At 37.9% G+C, this 19665-nt stretch carries 20 protein-coding genes; 7 read left to right on the top strand and 13 right to left on the bottom strand.

Annotation, left to right across the window (positions count from 1 at the left end; all coding sequences use genetic code 11):
* Nucleotides 1-424 precede the first annotated feature (424 nt).
* The 3 genes from aroD to MCBB_RS07805 all read left to right on the top strand — a co-directional run bounded on the left by aroD (nucleotide 425) and on the right by MCBB_RS07805 (nucleotide 2218).
* On the top strand, nucleotides 425-1081 hold the full coding sequence (gene aroD / locus MCBB_RS07815) for a type I 3-dehydroquinate dehydratase (protein WP_071907233.1): 657 nt from the start codon (nucleotides 425-427) through the stop codon (nucleotides 1079-1081).
* A gap of 4 nt (nucleotides 1082-1085) precedes the next feature.
* Entirely contained in the window at nucleotides 1086-1727 is a 642-nt protein-coding gene (locus tag MCBB_RS07810) for a S24/S26 family peptidase (protein WP_231916338.1), read from the top strand.
* Nucleotides 1728-2020: 293 nt separating this feature from the next.
* Nucleotides 2021-2218 carry a YwbE family protein gene (locus MCBB_RS07805; protein ID WP_071907232.1) on the top strand — a complete coding sequence of 66 codons (198 nt, stop codon included), beginning with the start codon at nucleotides 2021-2023 and terminating at the stop codon, nucleotides 2216-2218.
* 197 nt (nucleotides 2219-2415) lie between these two features.
* On the opposite strand, the gene MCBB_RS07800 is transcribed toward MCBB_RS07805, so the two are convergent.
* The 3 genes from MCBB_RS07800 to MCBB_RS07790 form a co-directional block, all read right to left on the bottom strand.
* Entirely contained in the window at nucleotides 2416-3378 is a 963-nt protein-coding gene (locus tag MCBB_RS07800) for a zinc metalloprotease HtpX (protein WP_071907231.1), read from the bottom strand.
* A gap of 244 nt (nucleotides 3379-3622) precedes the next feature.
* Complete coding sequence (locus MCBB_RS07795; protein WP_071907230.1) at nucleotides 3623-4246, bottom strand: DedA family protein; 624 nt, start codon at nucleotides 4244-4246, stop codon at nucleotides 3623-3625.
* Between the two features lie 210 nt (nucleotides 4247-4456).
* Nucleotides 4457-5386 carry a hypothetical protein gene (locus MCBB_RS07790; protein WP_071907229.1) on the bottom strand — a complete coding sequence of 310 codons (930 nt, stop codon included), beginning with the start codon at nucleotides 5384-5386 and terminating at the stop codon, nucleotides 4457-4459.
* Nucleotides 5387-5641: 255 nt separating this feature from the next.
* Between MCBB_RS07790 and MCBB_RS07785 the strand changes: the two genes are divergently transcribed.
* Together MCBB_RS07785 and MCBB_RS07780 are read left to right on the top strand one after the other, a co-directional pair.
* Nucleotides 5642-6013 (top strand): PRC-barrel domain-containing protein, encoded by a 372-nt coding sequence (locus MCBB_RS07785; protein WP_071907228.1) that lies wholly within the window; start codon nucleotides 5642-5644, stop codon nucleotides 6011-6013.
* A 205-nt stretch (nucleotides 6014-6218) separates the two neighbouring features.
* Complete coding sequence (locus tag MCBB_RS07780) at nucleotides 6219-6968, top strand: ATPase (RefSeq protein WP_071907227.1); 750 nt, start codon at nucleotides 6219-6221, stop codon at nucleotides 6966-6968.
* A gap of 144 nt (nucleotides 6969-7112) precedes the next feature.
* Here the strand turns inward: MCBB_RS07780 and MCBB_RS07775 are convergent, their stop codons facing one another.
* From MCBB_RS07775 to rnz, 10 genes are all read right to left on the bottom strand, one after another.
* Nucleotides 7113-8669, bottom strand: coding sequence for a replication factor C large subunit (locus tag MCBB_RS07775; RefSeq protein ID WP_071907226.1), 1557 nt, complete (start codon nucleotides 8667-8669; stop codon nucleotides 7113-7115).
* Between the two features lie 14 nt (nucleotides 8670-8683).
* Nucleotides 8684-9637: a replication factor C small subunit gene (locus MCBB_RS07770; RefSeq protein ID WP_071907225.1), complete on the bottom strand. Its 954-nt coding sequence runs from the start codon at nucleotides 9635-9637 to the stop codon at nucleotides 8684-8686.
* A 278-nt stretch (nucleotides 9638-9915) separates the two neighbouring features.
* Nucleotides 9916-11220 (bottom strand): roadblock/LC7 domain-containing protein, encoded by a 1305-nt coding sequence (locus MCBB_RS07765; RefSeq protein WP_071907224.1) that lies wholly within the window; start codon nucleotides 11218-11220, stop codon nucleotides 9916-9918.
* Between the two features lie 407 nt (nucleotides 11221-11627).
* Nucleotides 11628-13073, bottom strand: coding sequence for a Ni/Fe hydrogenase subunit alpha (locus MCBB_RS07760; protein WP_071907223.1), 1446 nt, complete (start codon nucleotides 13071-13073; stop codon nucleotides 11628-11630).
* A gap of 20 nt (nucleotides 13074-13093) precedes the next feature.
* Entirely contained in the window at nucleotides 13094-14005 is a 912-nt protein-coding gene (locus MCBB_RS07755) for an NADH-quinone oxidoreductase subunit B family protein (protein WP_071907222.1), read from the bottom strand.
* Entirely contained in the window at nucleotides 14005-14565 is a 561-nt protein-coding gene (locus MCBB_RS07750; RefSeq protein WP_071907221.1) for a hydrocarbon binding protein (contains V4R domain), read from the bottom strand. The genes MCBB_RS07755 and MCBB_RS07750 overlap by 1 nt, the downstream gene beginning before the upstream one ends.
* Before the next feature lie 10 nt (nucleotides 14566-14575).
* Complete coding sequence (locus tag MCBB_RS07745) at nucleotides 14576-14824, bottom strand: 4Fe-4S dicluster domain-containing protein (protein ID WP_071907220.1); 249 nt, start codon at nucleotides 14822-14824, stop codon at nucleotides 14576-14578.
* Between the two features lie 469 nt (nucleotides 14825-15293).
* Nucleotides 15294-15875, bottom strand: coding sequence for a class E sortase (locus MCBB_RS07740; RefSeq protein WP_231916337.1), 582 nt, complete (start codon nucleotides 15873-15875; stop codon nucleotides 15294-15296).
* A gap of 16 nt (nucleotides 15876-15891) precedes the next feature.
* Nucleotides 15892-16629: a mechanosensitive ion channel family protein gene (locus tag MCBB_RS07735; protein WP_071907218.1), complete on the bottom strand. Its 738-nt coding sequence runs from the start codon at nucleotides 16627-16629 to the stop codon at nucleotides 15892-15894.
* The gene (gene rnz / locus MCBB_RS07730) at nucleotides 16616-17527 is read right to left on the bottom strand and encodes a ribonuclease Z (protein WP_071907217.1); all 912 of its coding nucleotides are present in this window, start codon (nucleotides 17525-17527) and stop codon (nucleotides 16616-16618) included. Before rnz ends, MCBB_RS07735 begins: the two co-directional genes overlap by 14 nt.
* Before the next feature lie 358 nt (nucleotides 17528-17885).
* Here rnz and nadC point away from each other — a divergent pair, with 358 nt between their 5' ends.
* Nucleotides 17886-18716 (top strand): carboxylating nicotinate-nucleotide diphosphorylase, encoded by an 831-nt coding sequence (nadC, locus tag MCBB_RS07725; protein ID WP_071907216.1) that lies wholly within the window; start codon nucleotides 17886-17888, stop codon nucleotides 18714-18716.
* A 216-nt stretch (nucleotides 18717-18932) separates the two neighbouring features.
* Nucleotides 18933-19481, top strand: coding sequence for a hypothetical protein (locus MCBB_RS07720; RefSeq protein ID WP_071907215.1), 549 nt, complete (start codon nucleotides 18933-18935; stop codon nucleotides 19479-19481).
* The last annotated feature ends 184 nt before the right edge of the window (nucleotides 19482-19665 follow it).

Genomic DNA, 19665 nt, shown 5'->3' with positions numbered 1-19665 from the left:
ATACAATCTTTTGAATACCATGTTGATTTCATGCTTTTTTTTGCACATGATAAATTCAATGATTATTTGGGTCTTTGTGTCCAAAATTCATACGTCAGCCTTATATTGGGCGAACTTATTTTTATAGATTTTTATAGGATGCATGAATGGCACACCTAAATTAAACCTAAAATTAACTCAAAAAATCTTAACATCCACTATCCCTATTTATTTTCATGGAAACCGTCCCAATTAAAACTGGGACAAAAATAAGAGGATTTGTGGATATGGTTGGCATCAAATCTTTATTAAGTTATCATGAAGATATTAATATAAAGAGGGCCAAAATTTTATACCCGGTTTCAACAGCTTTACAATGATCATAAATATAAGCATGGAACTTCAATTTAATCAGGAGATGTGCTAAAATTTGACTCAAAAACCAATGGTATGCGTCCCAATTTTTGAAAAAGATGAGAAATCTGTATTTAAAGCAGTAAAAAATGCTGTAAACAGTGGGGCAGACGTACTGGAACTTAGAATTGATGCAATGGAAGATCCACTTTCTGTGGATGTTAAAGGCATTATCAAGGATATAAAACATCCGGTTATTGCAACCAATAGGATGAAAGCAGAAGGTGGACTTTTTAAAGGAACGGAAGAAGAAAGGGTCAAAATATTGATCGGATCTGCGGAGTATGCTGAATTTGTTGATATAGAACTTCAAACAGAGGATAAATACTTATCAAAGGTTATTAAAGCTTCAAAATCCACCATAATTTCATATCATGATTTTAAAGGAACCCCTCCATGCAGCGAACTTTTAAGTGTTGTAAGAAGGGAACTTGAAATTGGAGACATTGCAAAGTTTGCTGTAATGCCCACGAGCATAAATGACACTCTGGTTGTGCTGGAAGTTCTTTCACAAGTTGAAAACACAATAGGAATTTCCATGGGAGACATTGGAAAATACACAAGGGTTGTTGCACCACTTTTTGGTTCACCAATCACCTTTGCATCCCTTGATAAGGAATCAGCACCAGGACAAATGGATATCGAAAATACAAAACATATTTTAAATGAAATAGGAAACTGGCGGTGATAATTTGAAATCAAACAATAAATGGCTGATCGCAGGATTGATTGTACTCATTGCTGTGGTTGCTTCAGCAGTTTACGTGGTAGAAAACTTACATAACGTTGGAATAACAGTCCAAACAAATGGAACGAGTGTCAATGTTAAAGCATCATCAGTTTTACCAGTTCCAAGTGCAATGATAACTGAGATGAATGAAAAAGCCCTGGCTGATGTTCAGGATGAAGACAGCACAGTTTCAAGTGTCAAAGCAGATATGCAGGCAATTGCAAAGGAATACAACTACACTGCAACTGTTACGATACAGTCTCAGTTTGGAAAGGACCAACTGCCAATGCCTGCAACAGTGAATGGAACATCAATGCTCCCAACCCTGCAGGATGGACAGAACTTAATCCTTCTGAAAACAGATAATTACAAGGTTGGAGATATCGTGGTTGCAAAGCATCCTGACTATGGATTAATAGTGAAGAGGCTGGCAGTAATCAATGGGTCCATGGTTTACCTCAAGAGTGATAACAACAAAACTGAGGTTGTTGGAACAGAAACCATCTACGAGAATGGATACTACCAAGTGGTTACCATTGAAAAAACACCTTTAAGCACATGGCTTCCACGGGAAAATATTATAGGAGTTGTGAAGGACTATTAATCTTCACATACCTTTTTTTAACATGGAAACCTTTTAGAAACCTTTTAAGATGGAATTTAGTATAGAACTTTGATTTAACTCTTTAATTTATCTTACTTTTCAATTCCAGCAACGATTATTTTACAAAAAAATTTTATGGTCTTGAAAACAGTGATTTTTTTACATATAAATTTTTAAAAATTTCTGTAGTGTTACCGCATGATATAAAAAATTTTTAGTTTAGAACTTTATTTTAAAAATTACGTTAGTATTGAATTTAATATCTAATTTGAAGGGTAATATACGGTGATAATATGAATGGACAAAATAGAAAAGATATAAAACCTGGGCTTGAAGTTGACATAGTGCTGAAAAAGGATCAGCGTAGTGGAAAAAGGACTCGTGGAATTGTTAAGGATATCCTAACCAATTCTTCATTTCATCCCCATGGAATAAAGGTAAGACTTAAAGATGGGCAAGTGGGACGTGTTCAAGAGATTGTAACTAAATGAAGTTGGGGTTTACTTAAGAATTCACTTGAAATAAAACCTTATTAAAATGAACAATTGTCATGAACGATTATCCCAGAAACGATTACTAAAATTTCCCTTAACTCTTTTAAAATGAAACTAAAAATTATATAAATCCAGATAAAGGAATTTAAAGTATAAATTCCTAAATCCACTATTTAAAACTATTTTTTAATTCTTTAACTCAATTCAGCAAGCATTTTAACCCTTTTCACCATGTTTGGGTGGGTGGAGAGTACTTCCATCATTTTGTTTGCGGTGCTTATCTTTGCAGGGGTGTACTTTAACTCAGAAAGTTCTGCTTCACTTATAACACCATCCATGTTGAGATCTAACTGCCTGAGATCGTTTATCTCGTTTCTTGCATCAGACACATCGTTGACAAAGAATGCCTTCACCCCTTCCACTTCCTTCAGATCATCCTTGTTAAACTTAGCAGACCCGTAAACGAGCTTGTAAAGGGCACTTGCAAGTTTGTGGGGTTTACATCCCAGTTCAACACTACCCTGATCTGCGTAGTACTCTCTTACACGTGAAACAAACAGAACAAGAATTTGTCCTGCAATGTAACCTCCAAGAGCTGCAATTCCAATGATTAAAGTTCCATTATCTTTATCTCCCCTTGAAAACAATGTGCTTAAAAAGATGTAGTAACATATAAGTGGAACAACACTTATTAGGGTCATAACTATCATGTCGCTGTGTTTTATATGGGACATCTCATGTCCGAGTACGGCTTCAAGTTCCTCTTCATCTAGAAGGTTCATTATGCCACGGGTTACACACACCCTACCATCTCTTTTGGTTCTGCCGAATGCAAATGCATTTGGAAGGTTTATCTCCGAAATTCCGACCTTTGGCTTGGGTATGTTTGCCTTCATTGCGAGATCCTCAACCATTGCATGTAGATGGGGAGCTTCAGCCTCAGATACGTAGTGAACATTCATGGTCATCTCAACCATCTTGGGGCCGAGCATGTACTGGATGAACACTATAAAGAGTGCAAGTAACGTGTATATTAAAGGTCCACCAAATCCAAAGTAGTAGCTTATAAGCATCAATATAACATAAAGAAGTCCAAATAACAGCACACTGGCTGCCCAAAGTCTTAATTTTAATTTCCAAGTACTCATGCCCTTCATACGATCTCCCTCTTTTAATCTGTTTATTTAATCTGTCCCCATTTGATCCATCTGTATTTTGATCCGTCGTACTTTCATGATTCCATGGGTTTAAATTTTAATTAGGTCAATCAATATTTTTTAAGCTTATAAATTGGATCAGGAACAATCACTAAAATAAAAAGTAAGAATAAAATTCAGACTAAACTGAATCATATAAGTTTTTTTTTGTTTAACTTGGTGTTTTAATTAACCCATTTAAAGTTTAATTCAAACTAACTTTATCTTTGTATTTGTAGATTATGTACCCTAAAAAGGCAATTATTCCAACTACAACTATTACATCTAATATATGGAAGTATCCCTTTATTATTTCCCATCTTGGACCTAACTGAACGCCTATGTAACCCAGAACAAAGCACCAAGGCAGTGAACCTGCGAAGGTGTAGATCACAAACTTCTTGAGGTCCATGTGTGAGATTCCTGCTGGGAGTGATATGAATGTTCTGACAATGGGAAGCACCCTGCTTATGAGTACAGCTTCGTATCCATAGCGATCGAACCACTGGTCTGCGAGTTCAAGTTTGCTGTGGGTTATAAGGATGTATTTACCATATTTTTCAAGCAGTGGTCTTCCTCCTTTCAGTCCTACGAAGTAAGCTATGAGGGATCCGACTAGGTTTCCCAGGGCCCCGATGAGGGTTATGCCCCATAGTGTCATGTTGGTTGTGCCCTGCCAGACAACGAATCCGCTGAAGGGCATGATGATCTCGCTTGGGAGGGGTATGCATGCGCTTTCAAGGGTCATTCCAATAAAAACGCCCCAGTAACCCAAACTGTTTATAAGATAAATCGCGAAGTTGCTTACAAATTCCACTATTCCAGTCATGTTAATATCCTGCCATACACTTTAATCAATAGTTAAGTCAATTGGCTAAACATAAAGTTTTTAATGTAAAAATTTTTTTTAATCTAAATCTATTTTCCATACAATATAAAAATGTTCAATTAGTATGTTCAATTAATTAATGCCCCTGTAACTAGAAACATGTGTTAAATAGATTTTTCAGTTCAGTTTGGCCGGGAAATCAAATTCCTATCACTCAAACTTAATGAATTTTTCAGGGTTGAAACCCTGCTCAAGCAGCATCATCCTGTCTGATTTTTTCAGTGGTTTCTGGGACACAGGAGGTATTGGGGTTCCCTTTTTAGCCAGTACAAACCCTGATCTTTTGTTTGCAGCTAAAAATTTTCCTGCATTTCCATTCACAATTACAACTCCACTTTTCATATCTATAGCTGTGAAATCATCAGTATCACCGTTTATAACAACTGTTCCACCGTTAAGGAGTGCTCCCGTATTTTTCCCTGCGTTTCCATTGATCCGAACCCTGCCATTCTTCATGAGTATTCCAGTACTGAGGTCAACATTACCACTCATAAAAACCTCTGCATCCACATCCAGCCGGGCTCCAACGGTGTCTTTAACAGTTCCATCATCAATTATTAATTTTTTTCCTGTTAATTGACATCCAATGAGTTTTTCACGTCCAGGACCATTTTTTAAAATATCTGTAATGGACCTGAATTTTCTGTAGCCTTTTTTATCGGATTTAACCTCAACCAGATTGCCCAGGGGTTCTTTAATCTTTCCCTTAACATATATACATCCTCCAACCATGCTTATGCCCATTCTGGTGTCAACGGATCCATCAACGTAGACATCACCAACAGCTATGCTTTCACCGGTTCCACCGAAGTACTTAAGGTCGGTTCCCATACTTGAACAGAGTCTGTGGCCAGCATCACCCCTGATACAAATATCACCACCATTTTTCAGGTGTTCAACAAGATCGCCAAATGTATACTGGTTATCAGGTATTTTCCAGCTTGGATCAAGCTTTTCCCCTTTATGCTGCCAGTGAAAATTGTACGTGAAGTCACAGAGACAGTCAACAGGTTTCTGGAGTTCTACTTCCAGCACGTCCCTATCAGATTTTTCCTTGGATCTTCCAAACAGTTTGAACAATTTGATACCACCTTTTAATGTCTTTTTTATAGATGGAACATGATTAATCTTTTCATTTTACTCCACAAGTTGGATTTTCATCAAACTGAACACAGGTATCTTAAGGTTTTGGAGGGTTTGAATTCTTTTAAAGGTCAAATAAAATGGTGTATCATTTTTTACAAGTTTTAGCTTTGATTAGGAAAATATAAATACTACAATTCAAGATAAAAATCTTGACAGTCTTAGATTATCAAAAAATAGGGGTGTTTTTACGTGGAACTGAAGGCAAGAAAATTCTTAGGAAAAAAAGTTCTTGACAGCGATCTTTTTGTAGTTGGAGAAGTATCAGATTTTGAATTCGATACAGAAACCTGGTTAATCAGAGCTTTGATGGTATCAACTGGAATCATGGGTATTGAAGGTTCATTCAAAGTGACCTGTGAAGAGGTTGACAAAGTTGGAGACCAGATAATGCTCAAACTCAACAAAGATGAAATTGATGAAAGGGCAGAAAGACCACTTCAGAGAAGTACAGAAAACGCTAAAAAAACCCTTGAAAACGTTGGTAAATCAGTTACAAAAACTGGTGAAGACATTAAAAAAACAGTTGCCAGTAAATCCCTGCGTAAAAAGGAAGAAGAGTGAGTTAAAAAACTCCAACTTTTTTTAGTATTTATCAAACTTTATTATGCATTGATCATAAAACTAATTTTTGAAATGATTGGAAGTTACATCCATTAAATTCAAGCAATCTTACATTAAATTAAAATTTGCACTGTTAAATGCAATTGATTCCTTAATAACTTAAAGGATCATCCATGGTGCCAATGAAAATGTTATTCGTGGTAAAATGAGTATATCCAAGGCGGAATTTTTACACAGGATTGGGGTGGACACGAGGTTCGTCAGTATAATGGATGGAGTTATCTTCATCAACAACCTGAAGTTCTCCAGATTCTCCAGAAGAAAGGAAGAACTTTTTCTGGCGAAATTCCCAGATGAACGTGTTGTAAGGTCCAAGATTTTCCAGAGAATATGTACAAGGGCTTCAAGAACCCTTAAAACATCCATAAACCCCCGGGATAAAATATTCATACTTGAAGGTGATGAATCTGAGGGTAAAAATTGCTTTGACTACGCTCTCCGCGCTGTTTTAGAGCCATACAAACGGAAGTATGGTGTTGAAATTATATATGGAACTTCATTGAAAGATTTAAAGGATTCGGGCGTAGATTCAATTGCACTACCTGTCACCCTGGATGCGGAGTCAATAAAAATCGTTGATATCATACTCGATGGTGGAAGAATATGTCCTCCAAGCTCCAGAGAAAGTTTCCACAATATGAAACTGATTTATCCTCTTTTAAAGGTTCCAGATTCATGGATAGTATCGTGGATTGAAAATCATGGTTTTAAATGCAGTTTTGAACATGATGCTGTTGAATATGGCACAAAAAACATAGAAACAGGAATTCGGAGTGGAAAAACAGCTGCTAATGATTTTTCAGGGGATTTAATAAAATTTTTAGGGGACTTCATCCCAGATGTACGGGAGAACATCCTTAAATCTGCAGAATTCGTACATGAAAAACATATTTAAAGAGGGTAGTTCATTGATTTTTTTCACTGTTGTTTGAATTATTCATTTTTGCACTGAAAGTAGATTAAAAAATATTAAAAATAATAAAAAAATAATTAGAAAAAGAATAAAGGTATTAGCTTGAAAATTGAAGGTTTGAAAAACCTAAAAACTGAAAAGAGAGGTTTGTTTATCTTTTTTACCCTTTTTATCATCCTTTGATTTGTCAGATTCCACATCAGACTCAACTTTTCCATTGGAACCTTCAGATCCTGAGGATGATTTTTTAGGTTTTTTAGATCTGTATTTCGATTTTGTGGATTTTTCCCCAGTTTTTTCCCCAGATTTCTTTGGAGCTTTCGGAGCTTTCTTTTGAGTTTTAGTGGAATCTCCTGCTTTTTCAGATTTCAAATTGAAATCAAGGGTTTTGTCAGTGCCATTGCCCTTCTCGCTCATGATCTCTTTTTCAGCTTCCTTTCTGACCTTTTCACGGGCTTTTTCTATCTTCTTAACTGGTATCTTCTTTGAACGGAAGAGTTTAACCTCATCGTCTGCCAGTCCGAAGTACTCTGCCATGTCGTATGCAACTTCATCGTCCTGGAACATGGTCTCGAAGTAGGGGAACTGTTCACATGCAACTTTTTTGGAGGTGTGAAGTTTTTCTCCAATCTTGGTTGCAGCCCTGTCCCTCAAATCCCTCTTGGAGCGACTTTTTGAAAGCATGGTGTACACAGATGAACCAGTGTAGCGTGCAAACTTCTTGTAAGTTTCATCCTTTGAAACTGCAACCCCCAGACTCATGAGATCGTATGCGTACTTCCAGTAAGAGTAAACACGTGTGTTGAAAGCTCTACCAAGATAAGTGTCTGCAAGTGAAACCATCTCATAAGCATCAGCTATTTCATAGGCCTTTTCATATTCACGGGGAATGTTTTCTGTTATAAATTCAAGGATAAATCCTGGGTCAGATTCCACCTTCATTGCATCCTTTATTCTGTGGATGTTCTTACTTTTAAGAACCACCCGCACAGAGTCGAATATGTTCGCAACATCATCCTTTTTTGAGAGAAGATCCAGGTCTTCTGAGGTGATTTCAGTCTTTCCACGGCCCATGGCTTCAAGATCGTTTATTGCAGATCTAAGATCTCCATTTGAACGTTTTGCAAGGGTTCTAAGCACGTGTTCCTCAAATTTAATTCCTTCCTTAACACATATCCTCTTTAAGAGTGCAACTATGGAGTTGGTATGAACTTTACGGAGATTTATGACGTTGCATTTGGTTTTAAGACTTTTTAAACGTTTACTGTAGGGATCGTTTGCCATCATTATGAGGGGATGTTTTCCCTCCTTGATGATCTTGCTTATGGCCCTGGTTCCTCCCCTGTCCTCTGTCCCATGGATTCCGTCAACTTCATCAAGTATTATGAGTTTTAAACCCTCACCAAAAAGGGATCTTGAAACTGATGCCTCACCAACGGTGTTAACGATTATGTCGTAGGATCTCTTGTCACTGGCGTTGAGTTCTATGTACTCTGAGAATTCCCTTGCAGCCAGATGGGCCATTGTTGTTTTACCTGTACCTGGAGGACCCACTATCAACAGACATTTTTGGGGGTTACCCTTCAACCACTCCTCAGCCCACTCCAGTATTTCCTTTTTAACCTTGACGTTCCCCAGAACCTCATCAAAGTTCTTTGGACTGTACTTTTCTGTCCACAACATTTTTATTCTGCCCTTTATTTCAATAAAAATTTGGTTAAGAGAGCCTCAAGTTGAATCCTTGGATTTGATCCTTCCCTTATCCTGTAATCGTACTCTCCAATACTTTCTATTAATCTGATGTATTTATCAGAGGGTATCAGGTCCTCCATAGCCATCCTTGAAACTTCCTGGTAGATCTGGGTGACCATGTCTTCACCACTTGTGCCCTGAACAACCATAACCTCACGCAAAAGGTCACGTGCACCCATGAAATCACCGTCAAGGGCTTTGTTCACGATCTTCCTGACATCCTTTGGTTTGGCCTTTGAAACAACCTCATGAACGCTCTCCTCGGTTAGTTCCTCATCAGTGGATGAAGAAGCCTGAAGAATGTTTACAGCCCTTCTCATATCTCCTTCAGCGAAGTAAACAATGCTTTCAATGGCTCCGGGACTCACTTTCAGGTTCTCTGTTTCGGCTATCTTCTCAAGCCTCTTGATGATCTGGTTACCCTTAACCGGTGCAAACCTGAATATTGCACATCTTGACTGTATGGGGTCTATTATTTTTGAAGAGTAGTTACATGAGAGTATGAATGAGGAGGTCTTTGTGTACATCTCCATCTCCCTTCGAAGGGCGTGCTGTGCATCCTTGGTCATGTTGTCAACCTCGTCCAGGAATATGATCCTGAAGGGGGCTCCAACAGCCTTGAGTCTGCAGAAGTTTTTGATGTTGTTCCTTACCGTGTCTATTCCTCTGGCATCTGAAGCGTTCAACTCAAGGAAGTTCTGCTTCCAGTACTCTCCAAGCACGGCCTTTGCAAGGGCAATTGCAGTGGTTGTTTTTCCAACACCTGCAGGGCCTGTGAACATCAAGTTGGGCATGCTACCCTCATCTATGTACCTTTTTAATCTGTGAATTATGTGATCCTGACCCACAACCTCATCCAGGTTTTGTGGTCTGTATTTTTCAACCCATGGTCCATTCATTTCATCACCATTTTTACCATTTTTTATCTACAAATGATATTTGTAGGATATGCCTATATTATTTGTGCAGAGATTTTTTTTTAGATGATCCATTAAAAACATAGAATATAAAAATTCTTTAGAAAAGTTATAAAAAATATTTAAAAAGCTTTTTAAGTTCTATTTTTCATTTATTTTTAATTCCTTGTTTTAAATAATTTTATAAATAAATATTAATGATAATATTAATTGCATATACTTATTTTTACTTATTCAACGGATTTGAGAAGATATTGGGTTCATTCGATGAGATTGATAAGTTCTGGGTGGATTTTATCTTTTATACCCAGCTCTTCCATTGCATCACCATATGAATTGGTTATTACCTGAAATTCTTTCCTTACCATTCCCCTGAAGGCACCGTAACCCATTACTCTACCATAACTCTCAGTTATAACTGTGATTATTCCACTGAAATTGTCTATAAGTATTTCTGAACGTTTCGTTACAGGTATTTTCTCGGCATTTTCTTTGATCCTGTCAAAATCAATTGTGGAATTGTTTTTAACCTCAACACCTTCAAGAAGCTGGGGATACTTATCAACAGGCAGGAATTTCTTTGTAAGGCCCTTTGCAGGTGCCAGTCCCATGATCTTACCTGCACCTATTGACATGGCCAGGAATAGAGATCTGTATATATCTAGGATGAGATCGGCTCTCCTCTGTGGATCTTCAGGTATTTCAACGTTTTCTGGAAGTTTTGGAAAGTTTATTGGAGGTTTTATTATGGGGATGGATGATTTTGCTTCAAGGACTCTCTTTGGATCATCCACATGATCTAAATCAAGATTTTGCTCGGTACTGTCTAAAAGTTTAATTGAATCTTCTCCAGATGCCTCAACAGGTTTAAATTTTTCTTCAAAATTATTTTCAAGTTTTAAAGGTTCTTTTGAAGTTATAAATTCTTTTAAATCTGTTTCTAAACTTTCTGCATGGGCTGAATCTTCACCAACGCTCTCTTCAGTTTTATCAGAAACAACAACTCCTAAAGTCTCTTCTGGTTTTGAAACTTCCCCAGTTAAGGTTTGTGCAGTGATTTCTGATTCAGCATCAATTTTTACCTCTTCAGTGACTGGGGTATCACTTTGCAAAGTTTCAACAGATTCTCCAGCAGGTTCTTCCATTAAGTTTTCAGGGCTCTCAATAGGAACTTCATCTTCGTAGGCTTCATAGTCCCGTAAAGTTTCATCAACCATTTTCACAGCCCTTTTAGCGGACACCATCACCATTCCCAGATTTGCAGATATGTTCATCAGAACTATTAGCTTGGCCTTTCCAAGGTGGAAAAAAAGAGCCTTACCATTTTTTGACTCCACAAGAACTCTTTCAATTTCGCCCTGATCTGTAGAATTCAAAAGCCTCCTGGATGAACTTGTGATAACATTTGCCATTGAACCAAAAAGTGAAACTTCGGACCTCTTGAAAAGCTTATGATAAAGAATAATGCCATTACTATCGATTATCAAACTTCCATCAACGCCTTCCACTTTGTTCAAAGTACTGACATTTTTTTCAAGTTGATTCTGTATTTCAGGGTCTTTCATGGGATCACTTCATATTTAAGGGGTTAAATTATTTCTTACAACCTTTTTTTTGTTAGACTTTGGTTCTATGACTCGTGTTTATGAACATAACTCTAGAAATTCTGCTCTAAAAACTAATTGAACATAAGGTTTTATAATTTTTTGTAATCTTGGTTGAAAAGATATTCAAACTCAAAGATATTCAAACTCATCTTAAAGTCTTTCAAGACTTTTTAAAATTCAGATTTTAATTAAAAATATTTCTAATTGACAAATATGTTCTCTAGGGATGTTATTGGTGTTTGTATCTTATTAAAATTGAAAATTATCAGAATTGAAAATGATTTTAAAAAAATAATCTATTTTAAAAGAATAATTTAAAAGAAAACCATAAAAAAATTAAAAAAATAGGGTTTAAGGTGCAAAAATTAGATCACATGTTTTTTAACGAGAATTCCATCGGCATCGTGTATGTCCACGAGTAGAGGTGATTCTCCGTTTATCATGTGGGTTGCACAGGAGAGACATGGATCGTAGGCCCTTATTATCATTTCAAGCCGGTTTTTAAGACCTTCAGATACTTCTTCACCATGTATCATGGCCTTTGCGGTTTCCCTTACACCCATGTCCATTGCAAGGTTGTTCTGACCTGTTGCAACGATCAGATTTGCTTTTTTGATTATTCCTGCACCGTCTGTTTCGTAGTCATGTATCAGGGAACCCCTTGGAGCTTCGATTATTCCAACACCCCTTAAAGTTTCATCTGATTCTTTGGCCTCTGCACGTGTCATTAAACCTTCAATGCTTTGTCTGATGTCATCTCCCATGATTGCATCATCTTCAAGTAACTCAACCGCACGTTCTGCAGTGTACATGAGTTCTATGAGTCTTGCGTAGTGGTAAAGAAGAGGGTTCTGGGCCATTCCAAACTTGTCCTTGTACTCACCGTAGAGGGCCCCTGCCTTTTCAGTTGGAACCTCATCGACGATGTTGAGCCTTGCAAGGGGTCCAACCCTGTAGCTACCCTCTGGGAAACCGACCTGTTTTAGGAATGGGAACTTCATGTAGGACCATGGCTGAACCTTTTCCTCTATGTAATCAAGGTAATCAGCACCTTCGAACTCATGGATCATGTTACCTTCCTTATCAATGACCTTCATCTGGCCATCGTAGAATCCAAGCTTACCCCCAGAGGTCAATCCTCCGAAGCAGGTTTCAACAGGACCAAGAGTTTCAATTGCCTCAGCGTACTGTTCAAACAACGGTTTTGCAACTTCAACACCAGCTTCAACAAGTCCAACACATTCTTTTGCTTCCTGAAGTAATTTATCCCTTCCTTCAGCATCTATTCCTCTTGACTGACCTCCAGGTACTGCTGTAACAGGGTGCACTGGTTTACCACCTACTATACCGGTTATGTGCTGACCCACTGCTCTGGTTTTAATTGCCATCTTTGCAAGGTCTGGATTGTTTTTTATAATTCCAAGAACGTTCCTTTCAGCTGGATCTGAATCTGGACCCATTATAAGGTCTGGTGCTCCCAGGAAGTAGAAGTGAAGTGAGTGTGAATGGATGTACTGTCCCAGAAGCATCAATTCCCTTAACTTCTCCGCTGTTTCTGGTGGTTTGACTTGAAAAACAGCATCTGTTGCCTTTGCAGATACTATGTGATGTGCTGTCTGGCATATTCCACATATCCTTGGGGTTATACGTGGTGCTTCTTCTGCTGCAGCACCTTCAAGGAACTTTTCAAATCCCCTTATCTCCATAACATGGAAGTGAGCATCTGAAACATTTCCACTGTCGTCCAGTTGAACGGTGATTTTTGCATGTCCCTCAATCCTTGTTACCGGGCTTATCTCTATCTGTTTCATCTTGTATCACCTTATTTTCTTTATTTCTTGATCAGCTGAGGGATCAATGAAACTTTCTTATTCTCCATTATGGTACTTCCAATAACAAATCCATAGACCACATGGCCTTTATCGTAGATCTGTTTTTCAACGTCTTTGTGTGGCATCTTTGAAAGGTGGGCTATTCTGTTCACAAGACAGTTGTAAACATCGTGGTTTGGCTCCCTAAGTACGTCCAGAGATGGACCTCCACATCCATGGCATGGAATTCCAGCAGCAGAACACAGTGCACCGCACCTTCCAAGGGTTACAGATCCAAGACAGATGTATCCCTGGCTCAGGAAGCACTTCTCAGGGTCAGTGTCTCCAACAACCCTTCTCTTGAGTTTGTCGAATTCAACATGATCCATCTGTCTGTGACAGTCTGCACAAACAGATTTTTTTGGAATGTTTGGAACTTCACCATTTATGAGTGGTATCAGTAAATCCTTAACAAGGCCCTCCTTTGGGGGACAGCCTGGAAGGAAGTAATCTATATCTGCAAGGTCTCCTGCAGGATGTACTATTGGTAAAAGTTCTGGAACAACTTCAGATGGTTGCTCTGCAGGTTCTGTGCTTGGATTCTCTGAGAAACTTCTGGCTGAAAGATCATCTGGACTGTAAAGGTCAGCCATACATGTGATTCCACCGTAACAGGCACAGGTTCCATATGCTATGAGTGTTTTTGATTTTTTACGCAGTTCCTGAAGCTTTTCCTTGTTATCCTCATTTCTGACTGATCCAGAAACTATTGCAATATCGATATCCTCTGGTATCTCCTTAACATCCATGAGTATCGGTGCGTAAACTATCTCTGTATGTTCCAGGAGGTCCAGGAGTTCTTCATGAAGATCTAAAATTGATAATTCGCAGCCTGCACAGCTTGCAAGCCATTCAAGGGCGATTTTCACCATTATTTACCACCCCATTTAATCGTTAATGTTTTAAGACAGGCATTTGGCCCAACATGGTCTATATCCAATTTTCCACGAATTCCCATAACTTCTTCAACTGCACCTACTGTGTAACCGTAAAGAAGGTAACATAAAGGTCCTTTCTGGGGTAATCCTGTTCTTCTGAGTGTCTGCCTTACAACGCAGTCTCTGAATATCAGTTTAACAACTGTTTCATCCCCTTTTTCTATGGTGTATTCGTCCTGGTCTGCAGGCTTCCACATGTCGAAGTAAAATTCCATACCCAGAATTTCACTCAATTCCTGCATTGCCTTTTCAAGGTCATCTGTTTTTTCAACGAGTTTGCCTGCTTCGTGTCCCATTCTCTTTCCTGCTTGGTAAACAATAGCGTTAGCACCTCTACCTGAAACTTGTTCAAGGGCGCTGGACATTGAGCCCATAAACTTCATGAGAACGTGAAGACCTTCTTCATAGTCGTTTATATCGCCACCACATTCCTCTGGAATGAGTTCAGGTTTAAAATTTCCAAATGTTTCATTCGTATCCCTTGTTATTTCCATGGAAATCTCCTCACACTATTTTACTAATCACATCATTCACGTCTCTGTCTATGTAAAGCCTTTTAGCAACATGTATGTCCTTATGTTCCATGGCTTGAGCTGGACAAATTTCATGGCAGGATAAACAGGCCATGCAATCCTCTTCTTTGACAACTTTGGTTTTCCAGTCGTCATCCATTTCATAGACATCGTTTGGACAATCCTCAACACAGGATGCACATCCAACGCATGCTTCTTTGTCTATTTCGATTTTTACCATTGTTACTCCTCTGATTTACTTTTTAAATCATAGAATTTTTTTAGTTCTTTTTTTTGGAAAGGCTTAAAAAAATAACAATTCATCCATTCCCTAATCCAATCCTCATTTCTATAATACTTATTAACTATTCTCTTAAATACTTGTTAATATACAAGCGTAATTGTTAATAAAAAATTCATTGTTAATAAGCTCTTAAACTAATCTTTACCTTTCCAGTTTCCAGTCACAACTCTAATAAAATATGAATTTAAAATAAGTTCACCATTATTTATATTTTGTGGACTGAATCAGTGAAATAACCGAACCAAACCTTGTTATTCACCTTAGATAAATATTAATGGAATTAAAATTGATATTAAATGGTCACAGTAAGTTAATAGAATTTCATTAAAAAAATCCAGATCCCCTAAATTGTAGAAATATTGATCATAATGGATACCTCAATAAGAAAAAGAACAAGTCCAGGGGTCTAAATATTAGACGTGGACTGTAACTTGCAGTGTGTGACCCATGCTGCTTTTTTATGTCCTGGCGGATGACAGCTTACAAGTAAAAGACGGGCCTCCCCACTTTTAGCAAATTGAATTGGATGCTCCTTGTAGTCCCATCTCACATCATCTCCGTTGGATGTTACAACGTAGGTGTACTCCTTTTTAGCAGAGTTATCTTTTATTATAACTTTATCTCCCACCTTGAGGGTATTTATGTAACGGAATAAGGCAGAGTATGTTGTTCTGTGACTTAAAAGCCCACATTCTCCAGGCATACCTGGATCAACGCTTTCAGGGTAATGGTAGGCTGTGTTGTATGCATTTACAGTCACTGAACTTATTGTACAATCAACTCCAAGTTTTGGGATTATGAGTTCATCATTGATAATTGATGAGGAACTAACACTTGCAGAGGATGGATCAAGTGGATCAACAGGGGCACTCCGGCTTTCCTGATACTTTTTCAGATTAGTTTGGGCCTTTGCAACCTCTTGTGACTGTTCGTAACTTATCCAGAGAACGCTAAAACAAATTAAAGCACAGAAAGAAATTATCAACATGGAATATAATCGATATTTACGCATTTTCACCAACCAACAGCTTTTTTACTTCCAATGAAATTGATGATCTGTACTCTGCAACCTTCCAGGGGTCATCAATCCAGACGTTCAGGGTTGCTTTCACCCCCTCTTCTGAAAGCTCTTTTATGAGTACATTGGGTAATGGTTCCTTTGAAATACCATCAACCTTCGATGAGATCTCCTTGAGGGCTTTAAGAGTATCTTCAAGCTCTAACTTGTAGGGTATTGTTATGTCAAGGTCAACTCTCCTAGTGTCCAGTGCTGTACGATTTATGTAAATTCCATTTGAAAAGAGTGAATTTGGTATGGTTATAACGTTGTTGTCTGCAGTTGTGAGGGTGGTTATTCTGAAACCCATTTTAGTAACCTTGCCTTGTTTTCCAGATATTTCTATTTCATCCCCAACTTTGAAACCCTGATCTGCAAGTATGAAAAGCCCTGCAATGAAATTTGAAAGTGTATCCCTTGCTGCAAAACCCACAGCAATACCAACGATACCTAAACTCACCACTATTGCACTTATATCGATACCCACTTCGTTCATTATCATGCTCAGTGCAACTACAAGTATTGAGTATTTTATTATCTCATTAAGAACCTGGATAAAAGTTAAATCCAATCCCCACTTCCTTCCGGTTTTCCAGGTAAAATAGGTCAGTCCCTTGAAGGTCAAAAAGGCGCTTGCAGCTGTGATCCCAACTATTAAAAGATCTATTAAGTTAATTCCTGCCATTTCTCTTCACCTCGAAGATCATGAAATCATCTGCAAGCACTGTATTTTTAAATACAGAGATAGCTTCACTTTCAAGTGTACTTGCATCTTTGTACCGGGTACTTATATGGGTTAATATCAATTTTTGAACTCCCGATTTTTTGGCGATTTCTGCAGCTTCTGCAGCTGTTGAATGTCCCGTTTCATTTGCTTTTGATTCATTTCTATTGTCAAAGGTTGATTCATGTATTAAGAGATCTGCATCCTTTGCAAATTCAACCATCTGGTCGCAAGGCCTTGTATCTCCAGAATAAACGATTTTTAACCCTTTTCTTTCTTTTCCAAGTACTTGTTCTGGATTTACAGTTACATCGCCAACTTTGACTGGTATTCCTCTTTGGAGTTTCCCAAAGTCAGGGCCTGGTTTAACACCGCAGGCTAGTGCCCTTTCTCTGAGGAATTTGGGGGCTCTTTTCTCAGTTATACAGTAGGATAAATTGGGAACCGAGTGTTCGGTGTTGCAGCAGGTTACAATGTAATCATCTTCTTCAAGGACCACACCGTTTTTTAGTTCATGTGCATGTATTTCAAAGGATAATGCGAAGTATCCCATCTTTTTAATACATTCAACGAGTTCTGAAAGTCCATCAGGTCCAAATATGTGGAGGGGTTCTTTCCTACCACGGAATGCCATGGATTGGATGATTCCAGGAAGGCCTAAAAGATGATCTCCGTGAAAATGTGTTAAAAATATTTTATCAACTTTCATTGGGCTTACTTTAACCCGTGACATCTGTCTCTGGGTTCCTTCACCACAATCAAATAACATGATTTCTCCAAAGGCCTTTAGAGCTATCGCCGAATGATTTCTATGATTTGAGGGCATTGCAGATGATGTTCCAAGAAATATGATTTCCATTACGTGTCACCAGGGATATTGGATTGTATTAGGCTTAATAATAATTAACTCGTTATAACTTAGCGTATTATAAATAATTCATTTGTAATATAATATGTAACTACATCTTTGGTATGTAACTACCATTTAGGTGTATGATCGGAACATGTTTTTGTGTTTTGTATTCAACACAGACCATACTAATGGCTTGATACTTTTGTATTAACATTTATATCTCTTATTTTATATAATTCTATAAAACTACTCATTAAAATTAAATCGTGAAAATAAGGCAGTTCAAGATAGGAGTCTCTTGAATTCAGAGTTGAATTTCTTAAACTGCCTGTTTATGTAAGGATATTCTATTAAAAGTGAGACTATGAAGCCTGATATAACCAGAATTCTCTATGATGATGTGGGATTTGAGGATATAACAACCAAAGCGTTGATACCTCCAGATCTTGAGATTGAAGCCGAGATAATATGCAAGGAAGATGGGGTAATTGCAGGTGTTGAACTCGCAGACAACATATTCAAGGAATTTTTGATAAAAACATCAATTAAACGGTACGATGGTGATCATGTGTCTGCTGGGGACGTTGTAATGACACTTCAGGGTGATGCAAGGTCCATTATCACAGTTGAAAGGACAGCTTTGAACCTGCTCATGAGGATGAGCGGCATAGCATCACTAACCTCCAAGCTGGTTAAGGATGTCAAAGGTGTTAACAAGAATGTTATCCTTGCAGGAACACGTAAAACCACTCCCGGCCTCCAATTCTTTGAAAAAGATGCTGTAAGGGCTGGTGGGGGTGACACTCACAGGTACAGACTTGATGATGCTGTTCTTATTAAGGACAACCATATTGCAGTTGTGGGCAGTGTTAAGGGGGCTGTGGAAAGGGCCAAAAACTATGTGAGCTTCACCAAAAAGATAGAGATCGAGGTTGAGAGCAGTGCTGATGCACTGGAAGCTGCAGCTTCAGGTGCAGATATTGTGATGTTTGATAACATGAGCCCGGAAGAGGTTCAAAACGTGCTTGAAGAACTTGAAAATGCAGGTTTAAGGGAAAAGGTTCTAATTGAAGTTTCTGGTGGGATCAATCCAGGCAATATCTTGGAATATGCAGAAAAAGGCGTTGATGTTATATCCACAGGTTACATAACCCATTCTGCAAAGGCTCTGGACTTGAGTCTTGAGGTTTTGTGATACCCGGTTGATTCGCACGCAAGATTCATCCGCCTAAAAAAACTCCCTTTATACTATTTTTATATTTTTAGTGTTAGCATCAATAATTTCAATGAATTTGGCTTAACTTATAAAAATTATCACAGTAGTCTTCAATTTAATGCATTAAATTTATATAGATCTCTTCATAGATAGTAAGTGAGAGAATCGAAATAAATCTTATTATGGAGGGATTTAATGATCGAAGAATTTAACGAAGAAGAACTTAATGAAAATTTTGAAGAAGATTTAAACGAAGAAGAAGTGGAAAATTCCGGAGAATCAGAAGAATCCCAAGAATCATCTGAAGAAATAGAGGGAGAAACACTCGAAGAAGGAGAATCGCCTGAAGAAGGAGAATCGCCTGAAGAAGGAGAAGCAAGTGAAGAAGATTCTGAAGGTCTTCCATTTGCAAAGGCAGAAGTTGTCAGGCTGATGAAGCAGAACCTCGACAGTGATAAAATGATAAGGGAACGAGTTAAGGTTGAGATGAACAAGTTCCTTGGAGAGGTCCTTGAAAACGTGTGTGAACAGCTCAACGAGTACCCTTACACAACCATAGAATATGAAATGCTTAAAGAATCCATATATCCCTACAAGAACATAAAGAGGATAAATGAAGAGAAGATAAGGTTATTAAAACACATGGATGCAATAAAAGCAGACTGTGATGCTTTAAGTATGGATATTAAGAAGACACTTAAATTAAAAGATGTTGATGAAGATAAAGACGATTTCTTCCAGTAACTGTTTAGGTTGTCTTTAAACAGGATAGTTCAAGGGGAATAACATAAACTTTCCTGTTACTGTTTCTATTTTTTAAATACTAATTATTAAGAAACTTAAATTTTTAAGAAACTTAAGAAACTATTTTTTTTATGTTGATTTCGGTGGTATATCGTCCATCTTTGATTTTAGGAAGGTTTTAGAC

It is taken from the genome of Methanobacterium congolense, from assembly GCF_900095295.1.
Classification (GTDB): Archaea; Methanobacteriota; Methanobacteria; order Methanobacteriales; family Methanobacteriaceae; genus Methanobacterium_C; species Methanobacterium_C congolense.
The sequence above is the reverse complement of the archived record's forward strand: the minus strand, read 5'-3'. Positions and strand labels throughout refer to the sequence as shown.